2 protein-coding genes are annotated in these 25,382 nt (G+C 74.2%); both read left to right on the top strand.

The annotated features are described in order from the left end of the window. Positions 1–13: 13 nt before the first annotated feature. Positions 14–10,321, top strand: a complete 10,308-nt coding sequence (locus tag ACLJQZ_RS04280; protein WP_410619057.1) for an SDR family NAD(P)-dependent oxidoreductase — start codon at positions 14–16, stop codon at positions 10,319–10,321. 199 nt (positions 10,322–10,520) lie between these two features. After that, positions 10,521–25,352: a type I polyketide synthase gene (locus ACLJQZ_RS04275; RefSeq protein WP_410618702.1), complete on the top strand. Its 14,832-nt coding sequence runs from the start codon at positions 10,521–10,523 to the stop codon at positions 25,350–25,352. Positions 25,353–25,382 lie beyond the last annotated feature (30 nt).

Below are 25,382 nucleotides of genomic sequence, written 5' to 3'. Positions count from 1 at the left end.
GGACGCAGCCATGGTGAACGAAGAGAAACTCCGCGATTACCTCAAGCGGGTGACCGCCGACCTGGCCCAGACCCGGCAGCGGCTGCAGGAGGTCGAGGCCGAGCCGATCGCGATCGTCGCGATGAGCTGCCGCTACCCGGGCGGGATCACGAGCCCGGAAGACCTGTGGCAGCTCGTCGAGTCCGGTGTGGACGGTGTGACGCCGTTCCCGCGCGACCGCGGCTGGGACGTCGAGAAGCTGTACCACCCGGACCCCGACCACGCCGGCACGTCGTATTCGGCCGAAGGTGGGTTCCTGCACGACGCGGCCGAGTTCGACCCGTCATTCTTCGGGATCAGCCCGCGTGAGGCACTCGCCATGGATCCGCAGCAACGGCTGTTGCTGGAGACGTCGTGGGAGGCCTTCGAGCGGGCCGGCATCGACCCGGTTTCGTTGCGCGGCAGCCGGACCGGTGTCTTCGCCGGCGTGATGTACCACGACTACGCGTCGCGGCTGCCGATGGTGCCCGAAGGCGTCGAGGGCTACCTCGGCACCGGCAGCTCCGGCAGTGTCGCCTCGGGCCGGGTGTCGTTCACCTTCGGGCTGGAGGGCCCGGCGGTCACCGTCGACACCGCCTGTTCGTCCTCTTTGGTCGCGATGCACTGGGCGTGTCAGGCGCTGCGCCGCCAGGAGTGCACGATGGCGCTGGCCGGCGGCGTGACGGTGATGTCCACCCCGGCCGCGTTCATCGACTTCAGCCGTCAGCGCGGGCTCGCCGCCGACGGCCGGTGCAAGGCGTTCTCCGCCGACGCGGACGGCACCGGCTGGGCCGAGGGCGCCGGGATGCTGCTGCTGGAAAGGCTTTTCGACGCGCGTCGCCACGGGCACCCGGTGCTCGCGGTGATCCGGGGGAGCGCGGTCAACTCCGACGGCGCCAGCAGCGGCCTGACCGCGCCCAACGGCCCGTCGCAGCAGCGCGTGATCCGCCAAGCTCTGGCCGACGCGCGACTGTCCACAACGGACGTCGACGCCGTCGAAGCGCACGGCACCGGCACCACGCTCGGCGACCCGATCGAAGCCCAGGCGCTGCTCGCGACCTACGGCGCCGAGCGTGCCGGCGAGCCGCTGTGGCTGGGGTCGTTCAAGTCCAACATCGGGCACGCGCAGGCCGCCGCCGGCGTGGGCGGCGTGATCAAGATGGTCCAGGCCATCCGCCACGGTGTCCTGCCGAAGACCCTGCACGTCGGCGAGCCGTCGCCGCACATCGACTGGTCGGCCGGAGCGGTCGAGCTGCTCACCGAGCAGCGTGAGTGGCCGTCGGTGGACCGGCCGCGCCGTGCCGGCGTGTCGTCGTTCGGGTTCAGCGGGACCAACGCGCACACCATCATCGAGCAGGCGCCGGCGGAAGAGCCCGCCGCGCTGTCGCAAGTGGACGTTCCGGCGGCGCCGCGGGTCGTGTCGGCCCGTTCGCCGGAAGCGCTCGCCGCGCAGGTCGAGGCGATCCGCGAGCTGACGGCCGACCCCGCCGACGTCGCCCACGCGCTGGCGACCGGACGGGCCGCGCACGAGCACCGCGCGGTGCTGGTCGGCGACACCACCGTCACGGGGGTTGCCGGAGAGGGGAAGCTGGCCTTCCTGTTCACCGGGCAGGGCAGCCAGCGGATCGGCATGGGGCGCGAGCTGTACGCCGCGTACCCGGAGTTCGCGGCCGCGTTCGACGCCGTTTGCGAGCGTCTCGAGCTGGACCGCGACGTCGTGTTCGGTGACGACGCCGACCGGCTGAACCTGACGCGGTACACGCAGGCCGCACTGTTCGCCGTCGAGGTGGCGCTGTTCCGGCTCGTCGAGCACTGGGGCCTGCGGCCGGACCTGGTGATCGGGCATTCGATCGGCGAGATCGCCGCCGCGCACGTCGCCGGGGTGCTGTCGCTCGACGACGCGGCCAAGCTCGTCACGGCGCGCGGCCGGCTGATGCAGGCGCTGCCCGAGGGCGGCGCGATGGTGGTTCTGCAGGCGACCGAGGCGGAGGTTTCGGTATATCTGTCTGACGGTATGACCATCGCGGCGCTGAACGGCCCGGCCTCGACGGTCGTCTCGGGCGACGAAGACGCCGTGCTGGCCGTGGCGGCGGCCTTCGCCGAACTGGGTCGGAAGACGAAGCGGCTGACGGTCAGCCACGCGTTCCATTCACCGCTCATGGATCCGATGCTGGCCGAGTTCCGCGGTATAGCTGAGTCTCTGTCTTACGGTAAGTCGGTTATACCGTTAGTCTCGAGCGTCGCCGGGGAACTGGTGACGGAGTTCGACGCGGACTACTGGGTGCGGAACGTCCGCGAGACCGTCCGGTTCGCCGACGCCGTGACCGCCGCGCACGAGGCCGGCGCCCGCACGTTCGTCGAACTGGGCCCCGACGGCGTTCTCTCCGCGCTCACTTCTCAGACCGTCGAAGGCGTCCAGGCACTGCCCGTGTTGCGCGCCGGCCGTTCCGAGCCCGAGACCGCCGTGGCCGCGCTCGGCCTGGCCTGGGCGAACGGCGCGCGCGTCGACTGGACGCGGCTGCTGCCCGGCGACCACGCGTGGGTCGACCTGCCCACCTACCGGTTCCAGAAGGAGCACTTCTGGCTGTACCCGGCGCGGACCTTCACCGGCTCGGCCACCGGGTTCGGCCTCGGCCCGGCCGACCACCCGCTGCTCGGCGCCGCGGTCGGCGTAGCGGGAGCCGAGGGCGGTCTGCTGCTCACCGGCCGGCTCGCGCTGGACAGCCACCCGTGGCTGGCCGAGCACGCCGTCGGCGGCACCGTGCTGCTGCCCGGGACCGCGTTCGTCGAGCTCGCGGTGCGGGCCGGCGACCAGGTCGGCGCGCGGAGCGTCGAGGAGCTGACGCTGCACGCGCCGCTGGTGCTGCCCGAGCGCGACGCCGTCCACCTGCAGGTGTGGGTCGGGGCCGCGGACGAGCACGGCCGATACCCGCTGACCGTCCACTCGCGACTCGAGAGCGCGCTCGCCGACGAGCCGTGGACGCGGCACGCCGAAGGCACCTTGACCGCGTCGGAGATCCCGGCCGAGCCGCTGGGGGACTGGCCGCCGGCCGGCGACGCGATCGACCTGTCCGGCCACTACGCCGCGCTCGCCGAAGCCGGCTTCGGCTACGGGCCGTCGTTCCAAGGCCTGCGCGCGGCCTGGCGCCGCGGCGAGGACGTCTACGCCGAGGTCGAGCTGCCCGACGAGCGCGCGGCCGCCGGGTTCGCGCTGCACCCCGCACTGCTCGACGCCGCGCTGCACGCCATCGGGCTCGGCGCGTTCGTCGAGCCGGGCCGCGCGCACCTGCCGTTCGCGTGGTCCGGTGTCGCGCTGCACGCCACCGGCGCCACCGAGCTGCGCGTCCGCCTGTCATCCACAGTGGACGGCGTTGCCCTGACCGTCGCCGACGGCGCCGGCGAACCCGTTGCGACCGTGTCGTCCCTGGCCCTGCGCCCGCTGGCGAGCGTCGAGCGCGGCACCGACGCGCTGTTCGGCGTCGACTGGGTGCCGGTGCCCGCCGAGACGACCGTCGAGGGCCGCTGGGTGCTGCTGGGCCCGGACGCCGGGCTGGACGTCGAGCGGTACGACGACTTCCTCGAGTTGGACGAGGACATGGAGTCGGCGCCGGACGTGCTGGTGCTGAACCTCACCGGCGACGTCCACGAGCGCGGGCACCTCGCCCTGGCGCTGCTGCAGACCCTGCTCACCGACGTCCGCTTCGACGAGACGTCGCTGGTCGTGCTCACCCGCGGCGCCGCGGTGCTGCCCGGCGAGGACGTCACCGACCTCGCGGGTGCGGCCGCCGGCGGGCTCGTGCGGTCGGCGCAGGCCGAACACCCGGGCCGCATCGCGCTCGTCGACACCGACGGCTCGGTCGCGTTGCCCATCGCCGTTTCCGCGGGTGAGCCGTATGTCGCGGTCCGCGGCGGCCGGGTTCTCGCACCTCGGCTGACCCGGGTGAGCGCGTCCGGCGGCACCTTCGCCGGGCTCCGTCCTCATGGGACGGTTCTGGTCACCGGCGCCACCGGCGCACTCGGCAGCGCGGTCGCCCGGCACTTGGTCGTGACGCACGGCGTCCGGCGGCTGCTGCTGACCAGCCGTCGCGGACCGGACGCGCCCGGCGCGGCCGAGTTGGCCGCGGACCTGCGCGGGCTGGGTGCCGAGGTGACCGTGGCCGCGTGCGACGTCGCCGACCGCGCCGCGCTGGCCGCGTTGCTGGCCGAGCACCCGGTGACCGCCGTCGTGCACGCCGCCGGTGTCCTCGACGACGGGGTGCTGTCCACGCTGACCGCCGATCGCCTGGACGCCGTCCTGCGCCCCAAGGCCGACGCGGCGCTCAACCTGCACGAGCTGACCGAAGACCTCGACGCGTTCGTGCTGTTCTCCTCGGCCGCCGGGGTCTTCGGCAACGCCGGCCAGGGCAACTACGCCGCAGCAAACGCTTTCCTCGACGCCCTCGCGGCCCACCGGCGCGCCCAGGGCCTGGCCGCGACGTCGCTGGCCTGGGGCCTGTGGGACGACGGCATGATCGACGGCGCCGACGTCGGCCGGCTGGGCCGCGGCGGGGTTGCCCCACTGTCCACTGAGGATGGACTGGCACTGCTCGACGCGGACGCCGGGCGGGCCCTGGTCGTGCCGATCCGGCTGGACCTGGCCGGCATCCGAGCCGGCGGGGACATTCCGCCGCTGTTGCGCGGGCTGATCCGCACGACCGTGCGGCGGACCGCGGCGGCCGGGCCGACCGGCTCGCCGCTGGCGCGCAAGCTCGCCGCCACGCCCGAAGCCGACCGTGAGGCCCTGGTGCTGGCGACGCTGCGCACGCAGATCGCCGCGGTGCTCGGGCACGCGGCCGTCGAGGACGTCGACGTCACCCGTACCTTCGGTGACCTCGGCTTCGACTCGCTGACCGCCGTCGAACTGCGCAACCGGCTGGGCGTGGCCACCGGGCTGCGGCTGCCCGCGACGCTGATCTTCGACTACCCGACTCCGGCCGCGCTGGCCGGGCAGCTCCGGACCGACCTGCTCGGCGAGGTCGCCGAAGCCGAGACGGTCACCGCGAAGACCGGCGTCGACGAGCCGATCGCGATCGTCGCGGCCGCCTGCCGTTACCCCGGTGGCGTGCGCAGCCCTGAAGACCTGTGGGACCTGGTGCGCGACGGCCGGGACGCGATCTCGGCGTTCCCGGACGACCGCGGCTGGGACGTCTCCGGGCTCTTCGGCGGCGACCCGGATCGCGAGGGCAGCAGCCACGCCTCCGAAGGCGGGTTCGTCTACGACGCGGGTGAGTTCGACCCGGCGTTCTTCGGCATTTCGCCGCGTGAGGCGATCGCGATGGACCCGCAGCAGCGGTTGCTGCTGGAGACGTCGTGGGAGGCCGTCGAGCGGGCCGGGATCGATCCGGTTTCCCTGCGTGGCAGCCGGACCGGCGTGTTCGCCGGCGTGATGTACCACGACTACCTGTCGCGGCTGCCCGCGATTCCGCCGGGCGTCGAGGGCTACCTGGGCACCGGCGGGTCGGGCAGTGTCGCCTCCGGCCGGGTGTCCTATGTGCTCGGTCTGGAGGGTCCCGCGGTCACGGTCGACACGGCGTGTTCGTCCTCTTTGGTCGCGGTGCACCTGGCCGCGCAGGCCCTGCGCTCCGGCGAGTGCACGATGGCGCTGGCCGGTGGTGTGACGGTGATGGCGACGCCGGGCGCGTTCGTCGAGTTCAGCCGGCAGCGCGGGCTCGCGTCCGACGGCCGCTGCAAGGCTTTCTCGGCCGACGCGGACGGCACGGGCTGGGCCGAGGGCGCCGGCGTCCTGCTGTTGGAGCGGTTGTCGGACGCGCGGCGCAACGGTCACGAGGTGCTCGCGGTGGTCCGCGGGAGCGCGATCAACCAGGACGGCGCGTCCAACGGCCTGACCGCACCCAACGGTCCCTCGCAGCAACGCGTGATCCGCCAGGCCCTCGCCGACGCCGGTCTGTCCACTTCGGATGTCGACGTCGTCGAGGCGCACGGCACCGGGACCTCGCTGGGCGACCCGATCGAGGCGCAGGCGTTGCTGGCCACCTACGGTGCCGAGCGTGCCGGTGAGCCGCTGCTGCTGGGTTCGGTCAAGTCGAACCTGGGGCACACGCAGGCCGCGGCCGGCGTCGCCGGGATCATCAAGATGGTCCAGGCGATGCGTCACGGCCTGGTCCCGCGGACTCTGCACATCGGCGAACCGACCCCGCACGTCGACTGGTCGGCCGGGGCGGTGGACCTGCTCACCGAGCAGCGGGCGTGGCCGTCGGTGGACCGGCCGCGGCGCGCGGCGGTGTCGTCGTTCGGGTTCAGCGGCACCAACGCACACACGATCATCGAGCAGGCGCCCGTCGAGCCTTCGCGCGTCGTTCCGGGCGTGGACCGTGCGGTGCCGGTGGTCGTCTCCGGCCGGACCGACGCGGCTCTGCGCGAGCAGGCACAACGTCTGCGCGACCACCTGGCGGGTACGGACTTCCGCGTCGCCGACGTCGCGTTCTCGCAGGCCACGACCCGGACGTTGCACGAGCGTCGGGTGGTGCTGACCGCCGAGGAGCCTGGCGCGCTGCTGGACGCCCTGGGTGCCGTCGAGACCGGCACGGTCGCGGGTGGCCTGGCGTTCCTGTTCACCGGCCAGGGCAGTCAGCGGGCCGGCATGGGTCGTGAGCTGTACGGCGAGTTCCCGGTGTTCGCCGAGGCGCTCGACGTGGTCTGTGGTGAGTTCACTTTGGACACTCCGCTGAAGACGGTGTTGTTCGAAGAGAGCGCTTTGCTTGACCGGACCGACTACACCCAGGCGGCTTTGTTCGCGCTCGAGGTGGCGCTGTTCCGGCTGTTCGAGAGCTGGGGTGTCAAGCCGGGACACCTGGCCGGGCACTCCATCGGCGAGATCGTCGCCGCGCATGTCGGCGGGGTGCTGTCGCTGGCCGATGCGGTGACGCTGGTCGCCGCTCGTGGCCGGTTGATGCAGGCGCTGCCCACCGGCGGCGCGATGGTGGCTTTGCAGGCGACCGAGGCGGAGGTTTCGGTATATCTGTCTGACCGTGTGACCGTTGCGGCGGTGAACGGCCCGGCATCGACGGTCATCTCGGGTGACGAGTCCGAGGTGCTGGCCGTGGCGGCGCACTTCGCCGATCGCAAGACGAAGCGGCTCGCGGTGAGCCATGCGTTCCATTCGCCGTTGATGGATCCGATGTTGGCGGAATTCCGCGGTATAGCTGAGTCTCTGTCTTACGGTAAGTCGGTTATACCGATCGTTTCGAACGTCACTGGTGAGCTGGTGACGGAGTTCGACGCGGGCTACTGGGTGCGGCATGTGCGGGAGGCCGTGCGGTTCGTCGACGGCGTCCGCACGCTGGAAGCGGCCGGGGTCACGACGTTCGTGGAGCTGGGGCCGGATGGCGTGTTGTCCGCGATGGCCCAGGACGCCGTGGTCGCGACGGCGGTTCCGGCGCTGCGCAAGGGGCGCCCTGAGGCCACCTCGGCGGTCGCCGCACTCGGCGCCGCGATCGCCGCGGGCGCCACCCCGGACTGGATGGCGGTGTTCGCCGGGACTGGCGCGCGGCGGGTTGCCCTGCCGACCTACGCCTTCCAGCGGGAATGGTTCTGGCTGCACCCGCCCGCGATGGTCGGCGACGTCGCTTCCGCGGGCCTTGGCGCCGCTGGGCATCCGCTGCTCGGCGCGAGCGTCGACCTGGCCGGTGACGACGCCGTCGTGTTCACCGGGTTGCTGTCGCGGCGGACCCATCCGTGGCTGGCCGACCACGCTGTCGGGGGCACGGTGCTGCTGCCGGGCACCGCGTTCGTCGAACTCGCTCTGCGGGCCGGTGACCAGGTCGGCTGCGATCGCGTCGAGGAGCTGACGCTTGCCGCGCCCCTGGTGCTGCCTGAGCAGGGGGCGGTTCAGCTGCAGCTTTCCGTCGGGGCGCCCGGCGAGTCCGGGTTGCGAGAAATCGCGCTCCACTCGCGTACCGGTGACGGCGAGCCGTGGACCGTGCACGCCACCGGCGCCCTTGCGAGTGGTGCGGCCACACCGGAGATGCTCACCGAGTGGCCGCCCGCCGACGCCGAATCGGTTGCGGTGGAAGGGATCTACGACGACCTTGCGCTGGCCGGGTTCGACTACGGACCGGCGTTCCAAGGGCTGCGGGCGATCTGGCGGGCAGGCGAGGACGTCTACGCCGAGGTCGTCCTGCCCGATGAGGCCGAGGCGACGGCGTTCGGGCTGCACCCAGCGCTGCTCGACGCCGCGCTGCACGCGATGTCGCGGGGGAAGGCGCCGACAGGCGGGGAAGGCGGGCCGCGCCTGCCGTTCTCCTGGTCCGGCGTCTCCCTGTACGCCACCGGGGCCACCGCCCTGCGGGTCCGGCTGCGTCCGGCCGGTGCGGACGCGATCGCGCTCGACGTCACCGACCACGCCGGCACGCCGGTCGCCCGCGTCGAGTCGCTGGTGGTCCGGCCGCTCGCGCTGCCGTCCGGGGGCAGCGTCGAGTCGCTGTTCCGGATGGGCTGGCAGCCCGTCGCCCCGGTTGCCCACGGCGTCCGGCAGCTCGCCCTGCTCACCGGCGACCTGGCCGCGGCCGAGGCGATCGGCGCGGTCGCCCACGCGGACTTCGCCACGCTCACCGACGTCCTCGACGACGGCGGTCCGGCGCCGGACACGCTGGTCGTGCCGGTCACCGGCGGGCTCACCGCCGCGGCCGCGCACGAGTCCACCGGGTTCGCACTGGCGCTGGTCCAGGCCGTACTCGCGGATGAGCGGTTCGCCGCGACCCAGCTGGTGCTGCTCACCCGGGGCGCGGTCGCCGCCGCCGAGGGCGACACCGTGCCGGACCCGGCCGCCGCTGCGGTCTGGGGTCTCATCCGCACCGCGCAGTCCGAAGAGCCCGGCCGGTTCCGGCTGGCCGACCTCGACGACGACGTCGAGTCCTCGAAGGCGCTGGCCGGGGCGCTGGCCACCGACGAGCCGCAGCTGGCCGTGCGTGCCGGGGACGTCTTCGCGCCGCGGCTGACGCGGGTGCCGCGGCCGGAGGACGCGCCGCGGTTCCGGCCGGGTGGCCGGGTCCTGCTCACCGGCGCGACCGGTGCGCTCGGCCGGGTGCTCGCGCGGCACCTCGTCACCGCGCACGACGTCCGTGACCTGCTGCTGCTCAGCCGTCGCGGTGCAGACGCCGAGCTGGCGGCCGAACTCTCCGGATTGGGCGCCGAGGTGCGGATGGTGGCCTGCGACGTCGCCGATCGCGACGCCCTGGCCGCGGTGCTGGCGGAGCACCCGGTGACCGCCGTCGTGCACGCGGCCGGCGTCCTCGACGACGGCGTGCTGTCGGCGCTCACCCCCGAGCGGGTGGCCGCCGTGCTGCGGCCGAAGGTCGACGCCGCGGTCAACCTGCACGAGCTCACCGGTGACCTCGACGCGTTCGTCCTGTTCTCCTCCGCGGCCGGCGTGTTCGGCAACGCGGGGCAGGGGAACTACGCCGCCGCAAACGCTTTCCTCGACGCGCTGGCCGCACACCGGCGCGCCCGGGGGCTCCCGGCGACGTCGCTGGCCTGGGGCCTGTGGGACGACGGCATGGCCGGGAGCGCCGACGTCCGGCGGCTGCACCGGGGCGGCGTCGCCGCACTGTCCACGGAGGAAGGTCTGGCGCTGTTCGACACCGCGGTCGCGATCGGCGACCCGGCGCTCGTGCCGGTCCGGCTCGACCTCGCCGCGGCTCGCGCGCAGGGCGAGGTGCCCGCGTTGCTGCGGGGTCTCGTCCGGGTCCCCGCGCGACGCGGCGCGGACGTCTCGGCGGGAGCCGGTGCGGCGCTGGCCGCGCGGCTGTCGACCGCGTCGCCCGAGGATCGCGAGCGGATCCTGCTGGACCTGGTCCGCGGGCAGGTCGCCGCGGTGCTCGGGCACGCCGACGCCGATCTGGTCGAACCGGCGCGGGCGTTCAAGGAGCTCGGGTTCGACTCGCTGACGGCGGTTGAGCTGCGCAACCGGCTGGCCGCGGTCACCGGGCTGCGGATGCCCGCGACGCTGGTGTTCGACCACCCGACCCCGCTGGACCTGGCCGCGCGGCTCGCGGCCGACCTGGCCCCGGACGGCACCGCAGCGGTCACCGCGCTCCTGGCCGAGCTGGACCGGCTCGGCGCCGCGCTGACGCAGGTCGTGCCGGACGAGTCCGGCCGCGCCCGGATCGCCGGCCGCCTCCGCGGTCTGGCGTCCGCCTGGGCCGACCCGGAACCGGAAGAGGAGACGTCCGTCGCCGACGGCCTGGAAGTGGCCTCGGACGACGAGATCTTCGACTTCATCGGCAAGGAGTTCGGCATCTCATGACCACCCGACTCACCACCGCCAACGGCCGACTCGCCAACCGGAGTGGCCAACTCGCCGCCGGGAGCGGCCAACTCGCCGCCGGGAGCGGCCAACACGCCGACCGGAGCGGCCAACACGCCGACCGGAACGGCCAACACGCCAGAGCTGGGGCACGGCGGGACACAGACTTCGACGGCTCGACGCTGAGGGGCGCGCTGACATGACCGAACAGAACGACGACAAGCTCAGGTACTTCCTCAAGCGGGTGACCGCGGACCTGCACGAGACGCGGCGCCGGCTGCGCGAGGCCGAGGCCGGGGCGCAGGAGCCGATCGCGATCGTCGCGATGGGCTGCCGCTATCCCGGCGGGGTGCGCACGCCCGATGACTTGTGGCGGCTGGTCGCCGAGGGGCGGGACGGCGTCAGCGGGTTTCCCGCGGACCGCGGCTGGGACCTTGACGCGCTTTACGACGACGATCCCGATGCCGCGGGCACGAGCTACACCCGTGAGGGCGGGTTCCTGCACGACGCCGCGCAGTTCGATCCCGAGTTCTTCGGGATCTCGCCGCGCGAGGCCGTGGCGATGGATCCGCAGCAGCGGTTGCTGCTCGAGACGTCGTGGGAGGCCTTCGAGCGTGCCGGGATCCCGCCGGCCGCCGTGCGTGGCAGCCGCGTCGGTGTGTTCGCCGGGGTGATGTACCACGACTACGCGACCCGGCTGCTGGCCGTGCCCGAGGGCGTCGAGGGCTACCTGTCCACCGGCACCGCGGGCAGCGTCGTCACCGGCCGCGTCTCCTACGCGCTCGGCCTCGAGGGCCCGGCGGTCACCGTGGACACGGCGTGCTCGTCGTCGCTGGTCGCCGTGCATCTCGCCGCGCAGGCACTGCGGAACGGGGAATGCACGCTGGCCCTGGCCGGCGGGGTCACCGTGATGGCGTCCCCGGGCGCGTTCGTCGAGTTCAGCCGGCAGCGCGGGCTCGCCTCCGACGGCCGCTGCAAGGCCTTCTCCGCTGATGCCGACGGCACCGGCTGGGGTGAAGGCGCCGGTGTGCTGCTGCTGGAGAAGCTGTCCGACGCCCGTCGTAACGGCCACCCTGTGCTGGCCGTCGTCCGCGGCTCCGCGGTCAATCAGGACGGCGCGTCCAACGGTCTCACCGCGCCGAACGGGCCCTCGCAACAACGCGTGATCCACCAGGCGCTGGCGAACGCCGGACTGTCCACTTCGGACGTCGACGTCGTCGAGGCGCACGGCACCGGCACCCAGCTGGGCGACCCGATCGAAGCACAGGCGCTGCTCGCGACCTACGGCCAGGACCGCGCCGGCGAGCCGCTGCTGCTCGGCTCGATCAAGTCGAACCTCGGCCACACTCAGGCCGCGGCCGGCGTTGCCGGGATCATCAAGATGGTCGAGGCGATGCGCCACGGCGTCCTGCCCAAGACCCTGCACCTGACCGAGCCGACTCCGCACGTCGACTGGGAGTCCGGGGCCGTCGAGCTGCTCGCCGACGAGCGCGCGTGGCCGGACGTCGACCGCGCTCGACGCGCCGGGATCAGCTCGTTCGGGTTCAGCGGCACCAACGCCCACGTGATCGTCGAGCAGGCCGAACCCGCTGAGATCGACGAGCCCACCAACGATGGGCGGCGGGTTCCGCTGGTCGTCTCGGGCCGGTCCGAGGCGGCGCTGCGCGCCCAGGCCGCACAGTTGCGTGAGCAGCTCACCGAGTTCGACGTCACCGAGGTCGCCTACTCGCTGGCCACCACCCGGACCCTGCACGAGCACCGCGCGGTCGTCCTCGCCGACGAACCGGGGGAGGTCCTCGCTGCCCTTGACGCGATCGCCGCGGGGGAGCCCGGCGCGATCACCGGGGTCGCCGGCGCGAAGACGGCGTTCCTCTTCACCGGCCAGGGCAGCCAGCGCGTCGGCATGGGCCGCGAGCTGTACGCTTCCCAGCCCGCGTTCGCCGAGGCGCTGGACGCCGTCTGCGCCGCGTTCGGGTCCCGGTTGGACACTCCACTCAAGACGGTCCTGTTCGACGACCCCGAGCGGCTGCTGGACAAAACCCGCTACACGCAGGCCGCGCTGTTCGCCGTCGAGGTCGCGTTGTTCCGCCTGTTCGAGCACTTCGGCGTCACGCCGGACTTCCTGATCGGGCACTCGATCGGCGAGATCGCGGCCGCGCACGTCGCGGGCGTGCTGGACCTGCCGGCCGCGGTCGCGCTGGTCGCCGCGCGCGGCGAGCTGATGCAGGCGCTGCCCGAGGGCGGCGCGATGGTGGCGATCCAGGCCACCGAGGACGAGATCATGCCGCTGCTGACCGACGCGGTGAGCGTCGCCGCGCTCAACAGCCCGGCCTCGACCGTCGTCTCCGGTGACGACGACGCCGTGCTGGCCGTCGCCGACCACTTCACCGCCCTGGGGCGCAAGACCAAGCTGCTCACGGTCAGCCACGCCTTCCACTCGCCCCGCATGGACGCGATGCTGGAGGACTTCTACGCCGTCGCGGAAACCCTGACCTACCAGGAGCCGCGCATTCCGATCGTGTCCAATGTGTCCGGACGCCTCGCCACGGCCGAAGAGCTGGCCGACCCGGACTACTGGGTGCGCCACGTCCGTCGTGCGGTGCGGTTCGCCGACGGCGTCCGCACGCTCGAGGAGCGCGGTGTCACGACGTTCGTCGAGCTGGGGCCGGACGGCATCCTCTGCGCGATGGCGCAGGAGTGCCTGACCGGCACCGTCACCGCCGTCCCGGCGCTGCGGGCCGCGCGTGACGAAGAGACGACCGTCCGGCACGCGCTCGCCGCGGCCATCGCGGCCGGGGCGTCGCCGGACTGGTCCGTGCTCTTCGCCGGGATCAGCCCGAAGCGGGTCGACCTGCCGACGTACCCGTTCCAGCGGGCGCGGTACTGGCTTGACGCGCCGGAACGGCCCGCGGGCGCGGCGTTCGGGGCCACGAACGCGCTCGAGTCCGCTTTCTGGGCCGCCGTCGACCGCGGTGACCTGGGGGAACTCGTCGCGACGCTGGCCGTCGACGCCGACGACCCGCTGAGCGCGGTGCTGCCCGCGTTGTCCGCGTGGCACAGCCAGGCCGCCGAAGAGTCCACTGTGGATGGCTGGCGGTACCGGATCGCGTGGAACCCGCTGCCGGAACCGGCCGGGATCCCGCAAGGCACGTGGCTCGTGGTCGTCCCCGAGGGCGTCGAGACCGCGTGGCCCGAGGCGCTGCGCGCGGCCGGTGTCGACGTCCGCGTCGTGACCGGGATCGACCAGAACACCGAGCCCGTGGACGGCGTGCTGTCCCTGCTGGCGCTGGACGAGCGTCCGCACCCGGACGCCGCCTCCGTCCCCGCGGGGCTCGCGGCCACCGCCGAGCTGATGCGGGCCCTGGGTGACACTCCACTGTGGATCGCCACCGCCGGCGCGGTCGCGCCGGTCTCGTCCGCGGCCCAGGCCGCGGTCTGGGGCCTGGGCCGGGTGTTCGGCCTGGAACGGCCCGAGCGCTGGGGCGGTCTGGTCGACCTGCCCACTGAGGTCTCCGACCGCGCCGCCGCCCGGCTCGCCGCCGTGCTGACCGGCACCGAAGACCAGGTCGCCGTGCGCGACAACGGCGTCCTCGCGCGCCGGCTGGTGCCTGCGCCTGCCGCAGGTACCGTCTCGCGTCGCCAGGGCTGGCGGCCGGACGGCGCGACCGTCCTGATCACCGGCGGCACCGGGGCGATCGGCGCGCACGTCGCACGCTGGCTCGCCTCCGCCGGCGCCGCGCACGTCGTGCTCACCAGCCGTCGCGGCGCGGACGCCCCGGGCGCGGCCGCACTGGCCGCCGAGCTGACCGAGCTGGGCACCCGCGTCACCGTCGCGGCCTGCGACGCCGCCGACCGCGACGCTCTCACCGCACTCGCCGCGAGCCTGGACGACCCGGTCACCGCGGTCTTCCACGCGGCCGGCCTCGGCGAGACCGGCGCCGTCGACGACCTGGTCCTCGACGACCTGGCCCGGATCGCCACCGCCAAGATCAGCGGTGCGCAGGCACTCGAGGACGTCTTCCCCGAGCTGGACGCCTTCGTGCTCTTCTCCTCCAACGCGGGCGTCTGGGGCGGCGGTGGCCAGGGCGCGTACGCCGCGGCGAACGCCTACCTCGACGCCTTCGCCGAGCAGCGCCGCGCCCGCGGGCTCAAGGCCACCTCCATCGCGTGGGGGGCCTGGGCCGACGGCGGCATGGCCGAGGGCGAGGCGGGGGAGCAGATGCGCCGCCGCGGCGTCCCGGCCATGGACCCGAAGCTCGCGATCGCCGCGCTGCGTCAGGCCTTGGAGCGCGACGAGACGTTCCTGGCCGTCGCCGACGTCGTCTGGGAGCGGTTCTTCCCGGCGTTCACCGCGGCCCGCCCGCGGCCGCTGCTGGACGAGCTGCCCGCGGTTCGCGCCCTCCGGGCGGCGGCCGAGCAGGCCGCCGCCGAGCGCACGCCCGAGGCGTCCGCGCTGCACGCGCGGCTCAGCGGGATGTCGGCCGCCGACCAGGAGGACGCGCTGGTCGACCTGATCTCGCAGCACGCCGCCGCGGTGCTCGGCTTCGCCGGCGCGGACGGCCTCGGCGCGCAGAAGGCGTTCCGCGAGCTCGGGTTCGACTCGCTGACCGCGGTCGAGCTGCGCAACCGGCTCACGGCCGTCACCGGCCTGACCCTGCCGACGACGCTGGTGTTCGACTACCCCTCGCCCCGGGTGCTCGCGGAGTTCCTGCGGGCCGAGGTGCTCGGAGTCGCGGCCGACGCCGCCCAGGTCACCGCGGTCGGCGCGACCGACGAGCCGATCGCGATCGTCGCGATGGCCTGCCGCTACCCGGGCGGGATCTCGACGCCGGAGCAGCTGTGGGACCTCGTCGCCGAAGGCCGCGACGCGATCTCCACGTTCCCCGACAACCGAGGCTGGGCGCTGGACGCGCTGTACGACGACGACCCCGAGTCGGCCGGCACGAGCTACACCCGAGAAGGCGCTTTCCTGCACGAAGCGGGCCTGTTCGACGCCGGGTTCTTCGGGATCACCCCGCGTGAAGCGCTCAGCATGGACCCGCAGCAGCGGCTGCTGCTGGAGATCGCCTGGGAGGCGCTGGAACGCGCCGGGATCGACCCGGAAACCCTGCGCGGCAGCCGGTCCGGCGTGTTCGTCGGCGGTGCCACCCAGGACTACACCTCGGTGCTCACGAGCAGTACGGCGAACGCCGAGGGCTACATGCTCACCGGCACGTCGTCCAGCGTGATGTCCGGCCGGATCGCCTACACGCTCGGCCTCGAAGGTCCGGCGGTCACGGTGGACACGGCGTGCTCGTCGTCGCTGGTCGCGCTGCACTGGGCGGTGCAGGCCCTGCGCAGCGGCGAGTGCTCGATGGCGCTGGCCGGCGGCGTGCAGGTGATGCCGACGCCGGGGCCGTTCGTCGAGTTCTCCCGCCAGCGCGGGCTGGCCAAGGACGGCCGGTGCAAGCCGTACGCGTCCGCCGCCGACGGCACGGCCTGGGGCGAGGGTGCCGGGATGCTCGTCGTGGAACGGCTTTCCGACGCCCGCCGGCTCGGGCACCCGGTGCTCGCGATCGTCCGGGGCAGCGCGGTCAACTCCGACGGCGCGTCCAACGGCCTCACCGCGCCGAACGGGCCCGCGCAGCAGAAGGTGATCCGCCAGGCCCTGGCCAACGCCGGACTGTCCACTTCGGACGTCGACGTCGTCGAAGGGCACGGCACCGGCACCACGCTCGGCGACCCGGTGGAGGCGCAGGCCCTGCTGGCCACCTACGGCCGCGACCGTGAGGAGCCGCTCTGGCTCGGCTCGCTCAAGTCGAACATCGGGCACACGCAGGCCGCGGCCGGTGTGGGCGGCGTGATCAAGATGGTGCAGGCCATCCGGCACGGCGTGCTGCCGCGCTCGCTGCACATCGACGAGCCGACCCCGCACGTCGACTGGGCCTCGGGCGCGGTCGAGCTGCTCGCCGAGGAACGGGCCTGGCCGGAGACCGGCCGCCCGCGTCGCGCGGCGGTGTCGGCGTTCGGCGTCAGCGGTACCAACGCGCACGCGATCATCGAAGCACCGTCCGAAATGGATGTCGAGAATGTCGAACCCAACTATCAGGGCGCGATTCCCTGGGTCCTGACCGCGCGGACGGAAGGCGCGCTGCGGGCCCAGGCCGCTCGGCTGGCCACTGTGGACGGTAACCCCGTCGACGTCGGCCACGCGCTGGCCACCACCCGGTCAGTGTTCGAGCACCGCGCGGTCGTGGTGGGCCGCGACGCCGATGAGCTGAAGGATCGGCTCGCCGCGCTGGCCGGCGGCATCGCCGGGCACGGCGTCTCACAGGGGTTCGCCCGCGGGGAGCGGCCGGTGTTCGTGTTCCCCGGTCAGGGTTCGCAGTGGCCGGGCATGGCCGTCGAGCTGCTGGAGACCGAGCCGGTGTTCGCCGCGCGGATGGCCGAGTGCGCCGCCGCGCTGGCCCCGTTCGTCGACTTCCAGCTCCTCGACGTCGTCCGCGCGGCCGAGCCCATCGAGCGGGTGGACGTCGTGCAGCCGGTGCTGTGGGCGATCAACGTCTCGCTGGCCGAGGTCTGGCGCGCCTACGGCGTTCGCCCGGCCGCGGTGATCGGGCACTCGCAGGGCGAGATCGCGGCGGCCGCCGTCGCGGGGGCACTGTCCCTTTCGGACGCCGCTCGCGTCGTCGCGTTGCGCAGTAAGGCGATCCTGGCGCTGTCCGGTCGCGGCGGGATGGTCTCGCTCGCGCTTTCCCGCGCCGGTGCGGAAGAGCTCCTGAAGGGGTGGACCGGGCGGATCTCCGTCGCCGCGGTCAACGGGCCCGAAGCGACCGTCGTGTCCGGCGACGCCGACGCGCTCGACGAACTGGTCGAGCACTGCCGCGGCCACCACATTCGCGCCCGCCGGATCGCCGTCGACTACGCGTCGCACTGCGGGCACGTCGAGGCCATCGAAGACGAGCTGCTGCGGCTGCTCGCCCCGATCCGGCCGCGCGACACCGACACGGTGTTCCACTCCACGGTCACCGGCGGCCCGGTCGAGACGTCTGCTTTGGACGCCGCCTACTGGTACCGCAACCTGCGCCAGCAGGTCCGGTTCGAAGAGGTCACCCGCGCGCTGCTGGCGCTGGGCCACGAGTCGTTCGTCGAGGTCAGCGCCCACCCGGTGCTGACCGTCGGGATCCAGCAGACCATCGACGACGCCGGTTCGACGGCCACCGTCAGCGGCACGCTGCGCCGGGACGAGGGCGGCCGCGACCGCGTGCTGCTCGCGCTGGCCGAGGCGTTCGCGCACGGCGTCACCGTCGACTGGGCCGCGGTGTTCGCCGGCTCCGGCGCCCGCCGCGCCGACCTGCCGACCTACGCCTTCCAGCACGAGCACTACTGGCCGGAGCCGGCCGCGCCCGCGTTCGCGGACGTGTCGTCGGCCGGGCTGGGCGCGGTCGCGCACCCGCTGCTGGGCGCCGCGGTCGGGTTCGCGGAGAACGCCGGCTACCTGTGCACCGGCCGGATCTCCCGGCAGACGCACCCGTGGCTGGCCGACCACGTCGTCGGCGACGCGGTGCTGCTGCCCGGGACCGCGTTCGTCGAGCTGGCGATCCGCGCCGGCGACCAGTCCGGCTGTGACCGCCTCGACGAGCTGACCCTGCACGCCCCGCTGGTGCTGCCCGTGACCGGCCACGTGCTGCTCCAGATCGTCGTCGGCGAGCCGGACGTGGGCGGGCTGCGCTCGTTCACGGTGTACTCGCGGGAAGAGCAGTCGCTGGACGAGCAGGCGTGGACGCGGCACGCGTCCGGTGTGCTCGGCTCCGGCACGGTGGAGTCCGAAGTGGACACCGAGTGGCCGCCCGCCGGCGCCGAAGCGGTGTCGCTGGAGGGCTACTACGACGGCCTGGCCGACTACGGATTCGCCTACGGCCCGGTGTTCCAGGGCCTGACCGCCGCCTGGCGACGCGGGGTGGAGGTGTTCGCCGAGGTCACGCTGCCCGACAGCGCCGCCGCGGCCGCGTTCGGCCTGCACCCGGCCCTGCTCGACGCCGCCGTCCAGGCTGCCGGGCTGGGGCTGGTCGAGGGCGGGCGCCTGCCGTTCGCCTGGACCGGGGTCACGCTGCACGCGTCCGGCGCCGCCGCACTGCGGGTCCGGCTCGCGCCGTCCGGAACCGACGGCCTTTCGCTGACGGCGTCCGACCCTGCGGGCCGGCCGGTGGTGACGGTGGACTCGCTGGTGCTGCGGCCGATGTCGGCTCCGGCGTCGTCGTCCGCCGCGGGCTCGCTCTTCCGCCTCACCTGGACCGAAGTACCGGTCACCGAAGAGACACCGTCGGTGGCCGTGCTCGGCGAGGACCCGTTCGGCCTGACCGGCGCGTTCGGCGCGGTCTGCCACGACACGCCGAACGCCCTCGCCGAGGCCGACCAGCCCGACCTGGTGCTGGTCAGCTTCGCCGCGGACGACGTCCGGGCGAACGCCGGACGCGCGCTGAAACTGGTGCACGGCTGGCTGGCCGACGAGCGCTTCACCGGCCGGCTGGTGCTGGTCACGCGCGGCGCCGTCGCGATCGACGGCGAATCGCCCGACGTCGCGACCGCGGCCGTCTGGGGCCTGCTCCGCTCGACGCAGTCCGAGCACCCGGGCCGGTTCCTGCTGCTCGACCTCGACCCGGCGGGCGGCATCCCGGAGGGTGCGCTGACCGGTGACGAGCCGCAGCGGGCGATCCGCGGCGGCCGGGTCCTGGTACCGCGCCTGGCGCCCGCCGAGTCCACTGTGGACGTCCTGGGCGGCGACGGCACGGTCCTGGTCACCGGGGCCACCGGCACGATCGGCTCGCTGCTGGCCCGGCACCTGGTGACCGCGCACGGCGTCCGCCGCCTGCTGCTGACCGGCCGTCAGGGCTGGGCCGCGCCGGGCGCGCCGGAACTGGCCGCCGAGCTGACCGGGCTGGGCGCCGAGGTGACCATCGCGGCCTGCGACGTCGCCAACCGCGACGCCTTGGCCGAACTGCTCGCCGGGGTGCCCGACCTGACCGCGGTGATCCACGCGGCGGCGGTGCTCGACGACGGCGTCGTCGAGGCGCAGACCGAGGCGCGCCTGGACACCGTGCTGCGGCCCAAGGCGGACGCGGCGCTGCACCTGGACGAGCTGACCGCGGACCGCGACCTGCGCGCGTTCGTGCTGTTCTCCTCGGCCGCCGGGCTGCTCGGCAGCGCCGGGCAGGCCAACTACGCCGCGGCCAACGCCGTGGTCGACGCGCTGGCCCAGCGCCGGCGCGCCGCGGGCAAGCCCGCGGTCTCGCTGGCCTGGGGTTTCTGGGAGGAGCGCAGCGCGCTCACCGGCGACCTCGGCGACGCCGACGTCCGCCGGATGAGCCGCGGCGGGGTGGCCCCGCTGTCGTCGGCGCAGGGCATGGCGTTGTTCGACGCGGCCATCGGTTCGCTGGACGCGCTGGTCGTGCCGATGCGGCTCGACGTCCCGGCGCTGCGCAAGCAGGCCGCGGCCGGGATGATCCCGCCGGTCATGCGCGGCCTGGTCCGCGCGCCGAGCCGTCGTACGGCAGCGCTCGCGGGCGCGGACCGGGTCGACTCGGTCGAGGCGCGGCTGGCGGGTCTGCCCGCCGCCGAGCGCGCGGCGTTCCTGCTGGACCTGGTCCGCGGCCAGGCCGCCGCGGTCGCCGGGCACGCGTCGGCCGAGGCGGTCGACCCGGACCGCGCGTTCCGCGAGCTGGGCTTCGACTCGCTGACCGCGGTCGAGCTGCGCAACCGGCTCGGCGCGGCCACCGGCCTCCGGCTGCCCGCGACGATGGTCTTCGACTACCCGGCACCCGCGGCGCTGGCCGCCGAGCTCGACCGCCGGCTGGCCGGCACGGCCCGGACCGGGCCGGTCGCCCGGAAGGCGGCCACGGCCGACGACCCGGTCGTGATCGTCGGCATGGGCTGCCGGTACCCGGGCGGGGTGCGCGGCCCGCAGGACCTGTGGCGTCTGGTGTCCGAGGGCACCGACGCGATCTCGGTCTTCCCGGCCGACCGCGGCTGGGACGTCGCCGGGCTGTTCGACGACGACCCGGACAACCAGGGCACCTCCTACGCCCGTGAAGGCGCTTTCCTCTACGACGCGGGCGAGTTCGACGCGGCCTTCTTCGGCATCTCGCCGCGTGAGGCGATCGCGATGGACCCGCAGCAGCGGTTGCTGCTGGAGACGTCGTGGGAGGCCTTCGAGCGCGCCGGGATCGACCCGGGCACGCTGCGCGGCAGCCGGACCGGCGTCTTCGCCGGCGTGATGTACCACGACTACGCGACTTCGCTGGCTTCCGTGCCGGAGGGCGTCGAGGGTTACCTCGGCACCGGCACCTCGGGCAGCGTGGCGTCCGGGCGGCTGTCCTACACCTTCGGTCTCGAGGGCCCCGCGGTCACCGTGGACACGGCGTGCTCGTCGTCGCTGGTCGCGCTGCACCTCGCGGCGCAGGCCCTGCGGTCCGGCGAGTGCGAGCTCGCGCTGGCCGGCGGTGTCACCGTGCTGGCCACACCGAACGTGTTCATCGAGTTCTCCCGCCAGCGCGGGCTGTCCTCGGACGGCCGGTGCAAGTCGTTCGCCGACGCCGCCGACGGCACGGGCTGGGGCGAGGGCGCCGGCATGCTGCTGCTGGAGCGGCTGTCGGACGCGCGGCGCAACGGCCACGAGGTGCTCGCGGTCGTCCGCGGCACGGCGGTGAACCAGGACGGCGCGTCCAACGGCCTCACCGCGCCGAACGGCCCGGCGCAGCAGCGGGTGATCCGCCAGGCGCTGGCGACAGCGGGTCTGTCCACCTCGGACGTCGACGCCGTCGAGGCGCACGGCACCGGCACGAAGCTGGGCGACCCGATCGAGGCCCAGGCGCTGCTGGAGACCTACGGCCAGGACCGCTCCGGCGAACCGCTGTTGCTGGGGTCGCTGAAGTCCAACATCGGCCACACCCAGGCCGCGGCGGGCGTCGGCGGCATCATCAAGATGGTCGAGGCGCTGCGCCACGGCGTGCTGCCGAAGACGCTGCACGTCGACGCGCCGTCGTCCCAAGTGGACTGGACGGCGGGTTCGGTCGAGCTGCTGACCGAGGAGCGCGCGTGGCCGGAGACCGGCCGCCCGCGTCGCGCCGGCGTCTCGTCGTTCGGCGTGAGCGGCACCAACGCGCACGCGATCATCGAGCAGGCGCCGTCGGTCGCCGCGCTCGAAGAGTCCACTGAGGACTCGAAGGTGCTGTCGTGGCTGATCTCCGGGCGGACCGCCGCCGCGCTGCGTGAGCAGGCGGACCGGCTGATCACGCGTGTCGCGGCGGAGCCGGAGCTGTCCGCCACGGCGGTCGCCCGCACCCTCGCCGCGCACCGCGCCACCTGGGAGCACCGGGCCGTCGTGCTCGGCGCCGACCGCGACGAGCTGCTCGACGGCGTCCGCGCCGTGGCCGAGGGCGCCGACGGCCCAGGCGTCCTGCGCGGGACGGCGGGGCACGCCGGGGCGGTGGCCGTGCTGTTCTCCGGGCAGGGCAGCCAGCGCGCCGGCATGGGCCGCGAGCTGTACGCGACCGAGCCGGTGTTCGCCGCCGCGTTCGACGACGTCTGCGCGGTGCTGGACCGGCACCTCGACCGTCCACTGAAGACGATCGTCGACGAGCCGGACCTGCTCGACCGCACCGGCTACACGCAGCCGGCGCTGTTCGCGATCGAGGTCGCGCTGTACCGGCTGGCCGAGCACGCGGGGCTGCGCCCGGCGTACCTGCTCGGGCACTCGGTCGGCGAGATCGCCGCCGCGCACGTGGGCGGGGTGCTGTCGCTGGCCGACGCGGCCGAGCTGATCACCGCCCGCGCCCGGCTGATGGAGGCGCTGCCCGCGGGCGGCGTGATGGTCGCGGTGCAGGCCGGCGAGGACGAGGTCCACCCGCACCTGGGCGACGGCGTCGCGATCGCCGCGCTCAACGGCCCGGAGTCCACTGTGGTCTCCGGCGACGAGGACGCCGTGCTCGCGCTGGCCGAGCACTTCCACGGCCTCGGCCGCAAGACCAAGCGGCTGAGCGTCAGCCACGCGTTCCACTCCGCGCGGATGCAGCCGATGCTCGCGGAGTTCCGCGGTATAGCGGAGTCTCTGTCATACGGTAAGCCGGTTATACCGATAGTCTCGAACGTCACCGGCGAGCTGCTCACCGAGGTGGACGCGGACTACTGGGTCCGGCACGTCCGCGCCGCGGTCCGGTTCGCCGACGGCGTCGCCACCGTGCACGACCTGGGCGTCCGGACGTTCGTCGAGCTGGGACCGGACGCGCCGCTGTCCGGCCTCACCCGCGAGTCGCTCGACCACGACCCGGCGGTCCTGGTCGTCCCGGCCCTGCGGGGCGACCGGCCGGAACCGGCCGCGTTCGCCGCGGCGCTGGCCGCGCTGCACGTCCGCGGCGTCCGGCTCGACTGGCCGGCGCGGGCCGCGGGCTGGGGCGCGGGCCGGGCGGACCTGCCCACCTACGCCTTCCAGCGGGAGCACTACTGGCTGCGGGCCGAAGCACCCGTGGCCGCTGCGACGGCGCCCGACTCGGCGTTCTGGGCCTCGGTCGAACGCGCCGACGCCGGTGCTCTGGCCGAAGCGCTGAACGTCGGCGAGGACGGCCGGGCCGCCCTCGACACCGTGCTCCCGGCGCTGTCCGCGTGGCACCGCCGCCGGCGCACCGAGTCCACTGTGGACAGCTGGCGGTACCGGGCCGAGTGGCACTCGATCCCCGAACCGGCCGGTGGCATGACGTCGGGCACCTGGCTCGTCGTGGCGCCCGCCACGCACGCCGAGGACGAGCGGGTCGCCGGTGCCGTGCGGCTGCTCGAAAGTCTCGGCGCGACCGCGGCCGGGGTGGCGCTGGACGACACCGACGCCGACCGCGACCTGCTCGCCGGCGGCCTGCGCACGGTGCTCGACGGCCCGGTCGGCGGCGTGCTTTCGCTGCTGGCGCTGGACGAGACGCACGGGCTCGCGCTCAGCACCGCGCTGGTCCAGGCCCTCGGCGATGCCGGGGTCGAGGCGCCGCTGTGGTGCCTGACCAGCGGCGCCGTCCGGACCGGGACGGCCGACGCGGTGCCCGCGGCGGGCCCGGCGCAGGTCTGGGCGCTCGGCCAGGTGGCCGCGCAGGAGTACCCGCACCGCTGGGGCGGCCTGCTCGACCTGCCCGCCGCGCCCACGGCCGCGGACTGGCGGCGGGTGGGCGCGGTGCTCACCGGCGGCGGCCGCGAAGACGACGTCGCGGTGCGGCCGGCGGGCGTGCTCGCCCGGCGGCTGGTCCGCGCGCCGCTCGGCCACGCGGGTAAGTCGTCGGCGCCGGATGGTCTGGTGCTCACCGGCGGTGGGCGCGAGGACAACGCGGGTTCGTCGTGGACGCCGGAAGGTCCGGTGCTGCTCACCGGGGCGGTGTCGGAGTCGGTCGAGGCCTGGCTCACGGGCCTGGGCGCCGAACCGACCCGCGACGTCACGGCGGGCGCTCGCACGGTCGTCCACCTCGTGACGCCGTCTTCGCCCGCGCCGCTGGACACGCTCACGCCGAGCGCGTTTGAAGCGGCCGTGCAGGAGCAGGTCGCCGAAGCGCTCGACGTCGGCGATGACGTCGAGGCGTTCCTGGTGCTCGTGCCGGGCGCGTGCGTCTGGGGCGGGGCGGGTGCGGCGGTCGACGCCGCGGCCGGCGCCCGGCTCACCGCGCTCGCCCAGCAGCGGGGCGCCGGAACCCTGTGTGTCGCCACCGGGCCGTGGGAGGGCACGCCGACGACTCCGGGCGTCGCTCAGCTCGACCCGCGGCACTTGCTGGCCGCGGTGCGTGTCGCGGCGGGGCGGGGTGAGCGTGGGCTCGTGCTGGCCGACGTCGACTGGGCCGCCGTGGCTCCCGCGCTGCGTGCGACCCGGCCGGCCGCGTTCCTGGACGTGCTGGCCCCCGTCGTCGAGGCCAAGCCGGAACCGGTGCGCCTCGGCGCGCTGGAAGGGCTCGGCTCGGCGACCGGCGCCGAGCGCGTCGAAATCCTGCTCGGCGTGGTCCGCGAACAGGCCGCGTTCGTGCTTGGTCACCGTTCCGCGGACGCCGTCGAGGCTGATCGCGAGTTCCTCGAACTCGGGTTCGCGTCGCTGACCGCGGTCGAGCTGCGCAACCGGCTCACCGAGCTGACCGGCCTCGACCTGCCGCCGGCGCTGGTCTACGAGTTCGGCACGCCGAACGCGCTGGCCGGGTACCTGGCGGACCGGCTCGCGGGCACGTCCTCCGTCGAACAGGCCGAAAGCACGCTCGGCGCGTTGTTCCGGCAGGCCTGCGCCCAGGGCCAGGCGGGCGACTTCGTCAGCATGCTGATGACGGCGTCGCGGTTCCGGCCCACCGGCGCGTCCGCCGCGTCACTGGTGCGGCTGGCGCCGGAGACGGCCGAGCCGAGCCTGATCTGCGTCCCGTCGATGACCGCCATCTCCGGTCCGCACCAGTACGCCGGGATCGGCGCCGCGCTGCGCGGCGTGCGTGGCGTGTCGTCGCTGTCGGTGCCCGGATTCGGGACCGGGGAAGCACTTCCGGCCTCGGCGGACGCGGCGGTCGAGCTGATCGCCGACGCCGTCGCCGAGCGGGCCGGCGACGGGCCGTTCGTGCTGGCCGGGCATTCGTCGGGGGCGGTCCTCGCCCACGCCGTCACCGCGCGGCTGGAGGAACGCGGCCTGCGCCCGCAGGCGCTGGTCGTTCTCGACGGGTACGCACCGGGCGGCGAAGGAATCGACGAACTGCTGCCCGGACTGATGGGCGGCATGGCCGACCGCGACGGCCGGTACGCGCCGGTCGACGACGACCGGCTCACCGCGATGGGCGCCTATTTCCGGCTGTTCGAACAATGGCGCGCCCCCGCAGTCACCGTTCCGGTCCTGCTCGTCACCGCGGCCGAGCCGATGCCGGAATGGCCCGCCGAAGATTGGCGGTCGAAGTGGGTTTCCGCCACCACCGAGGCGGAGACCGAAGGAAACCACTACACGATGCTGGAAGAGCACGCCGAGGTCGTCGCCAAGCACGTCAACGACTGGCTGGTCCAGCTTTCCTGACCATCGCCCTGCCGGAGATCTCGCACCCCT

It is taken from the genome of Amycolatopsis sp. cmx-8-4 (assembly GCF_046548675.1).
GTDB lineage: Bacteria > Actinomycetota > Actinomycetes > Mycobacteriales > Pseudonocardiaceae > Amycolatopsis.
The sequence above is the reverse complement of the archived record's forward strand: the minus strand, read 5'-3'. Positions and strand labels throughout refer to the sequence as shown.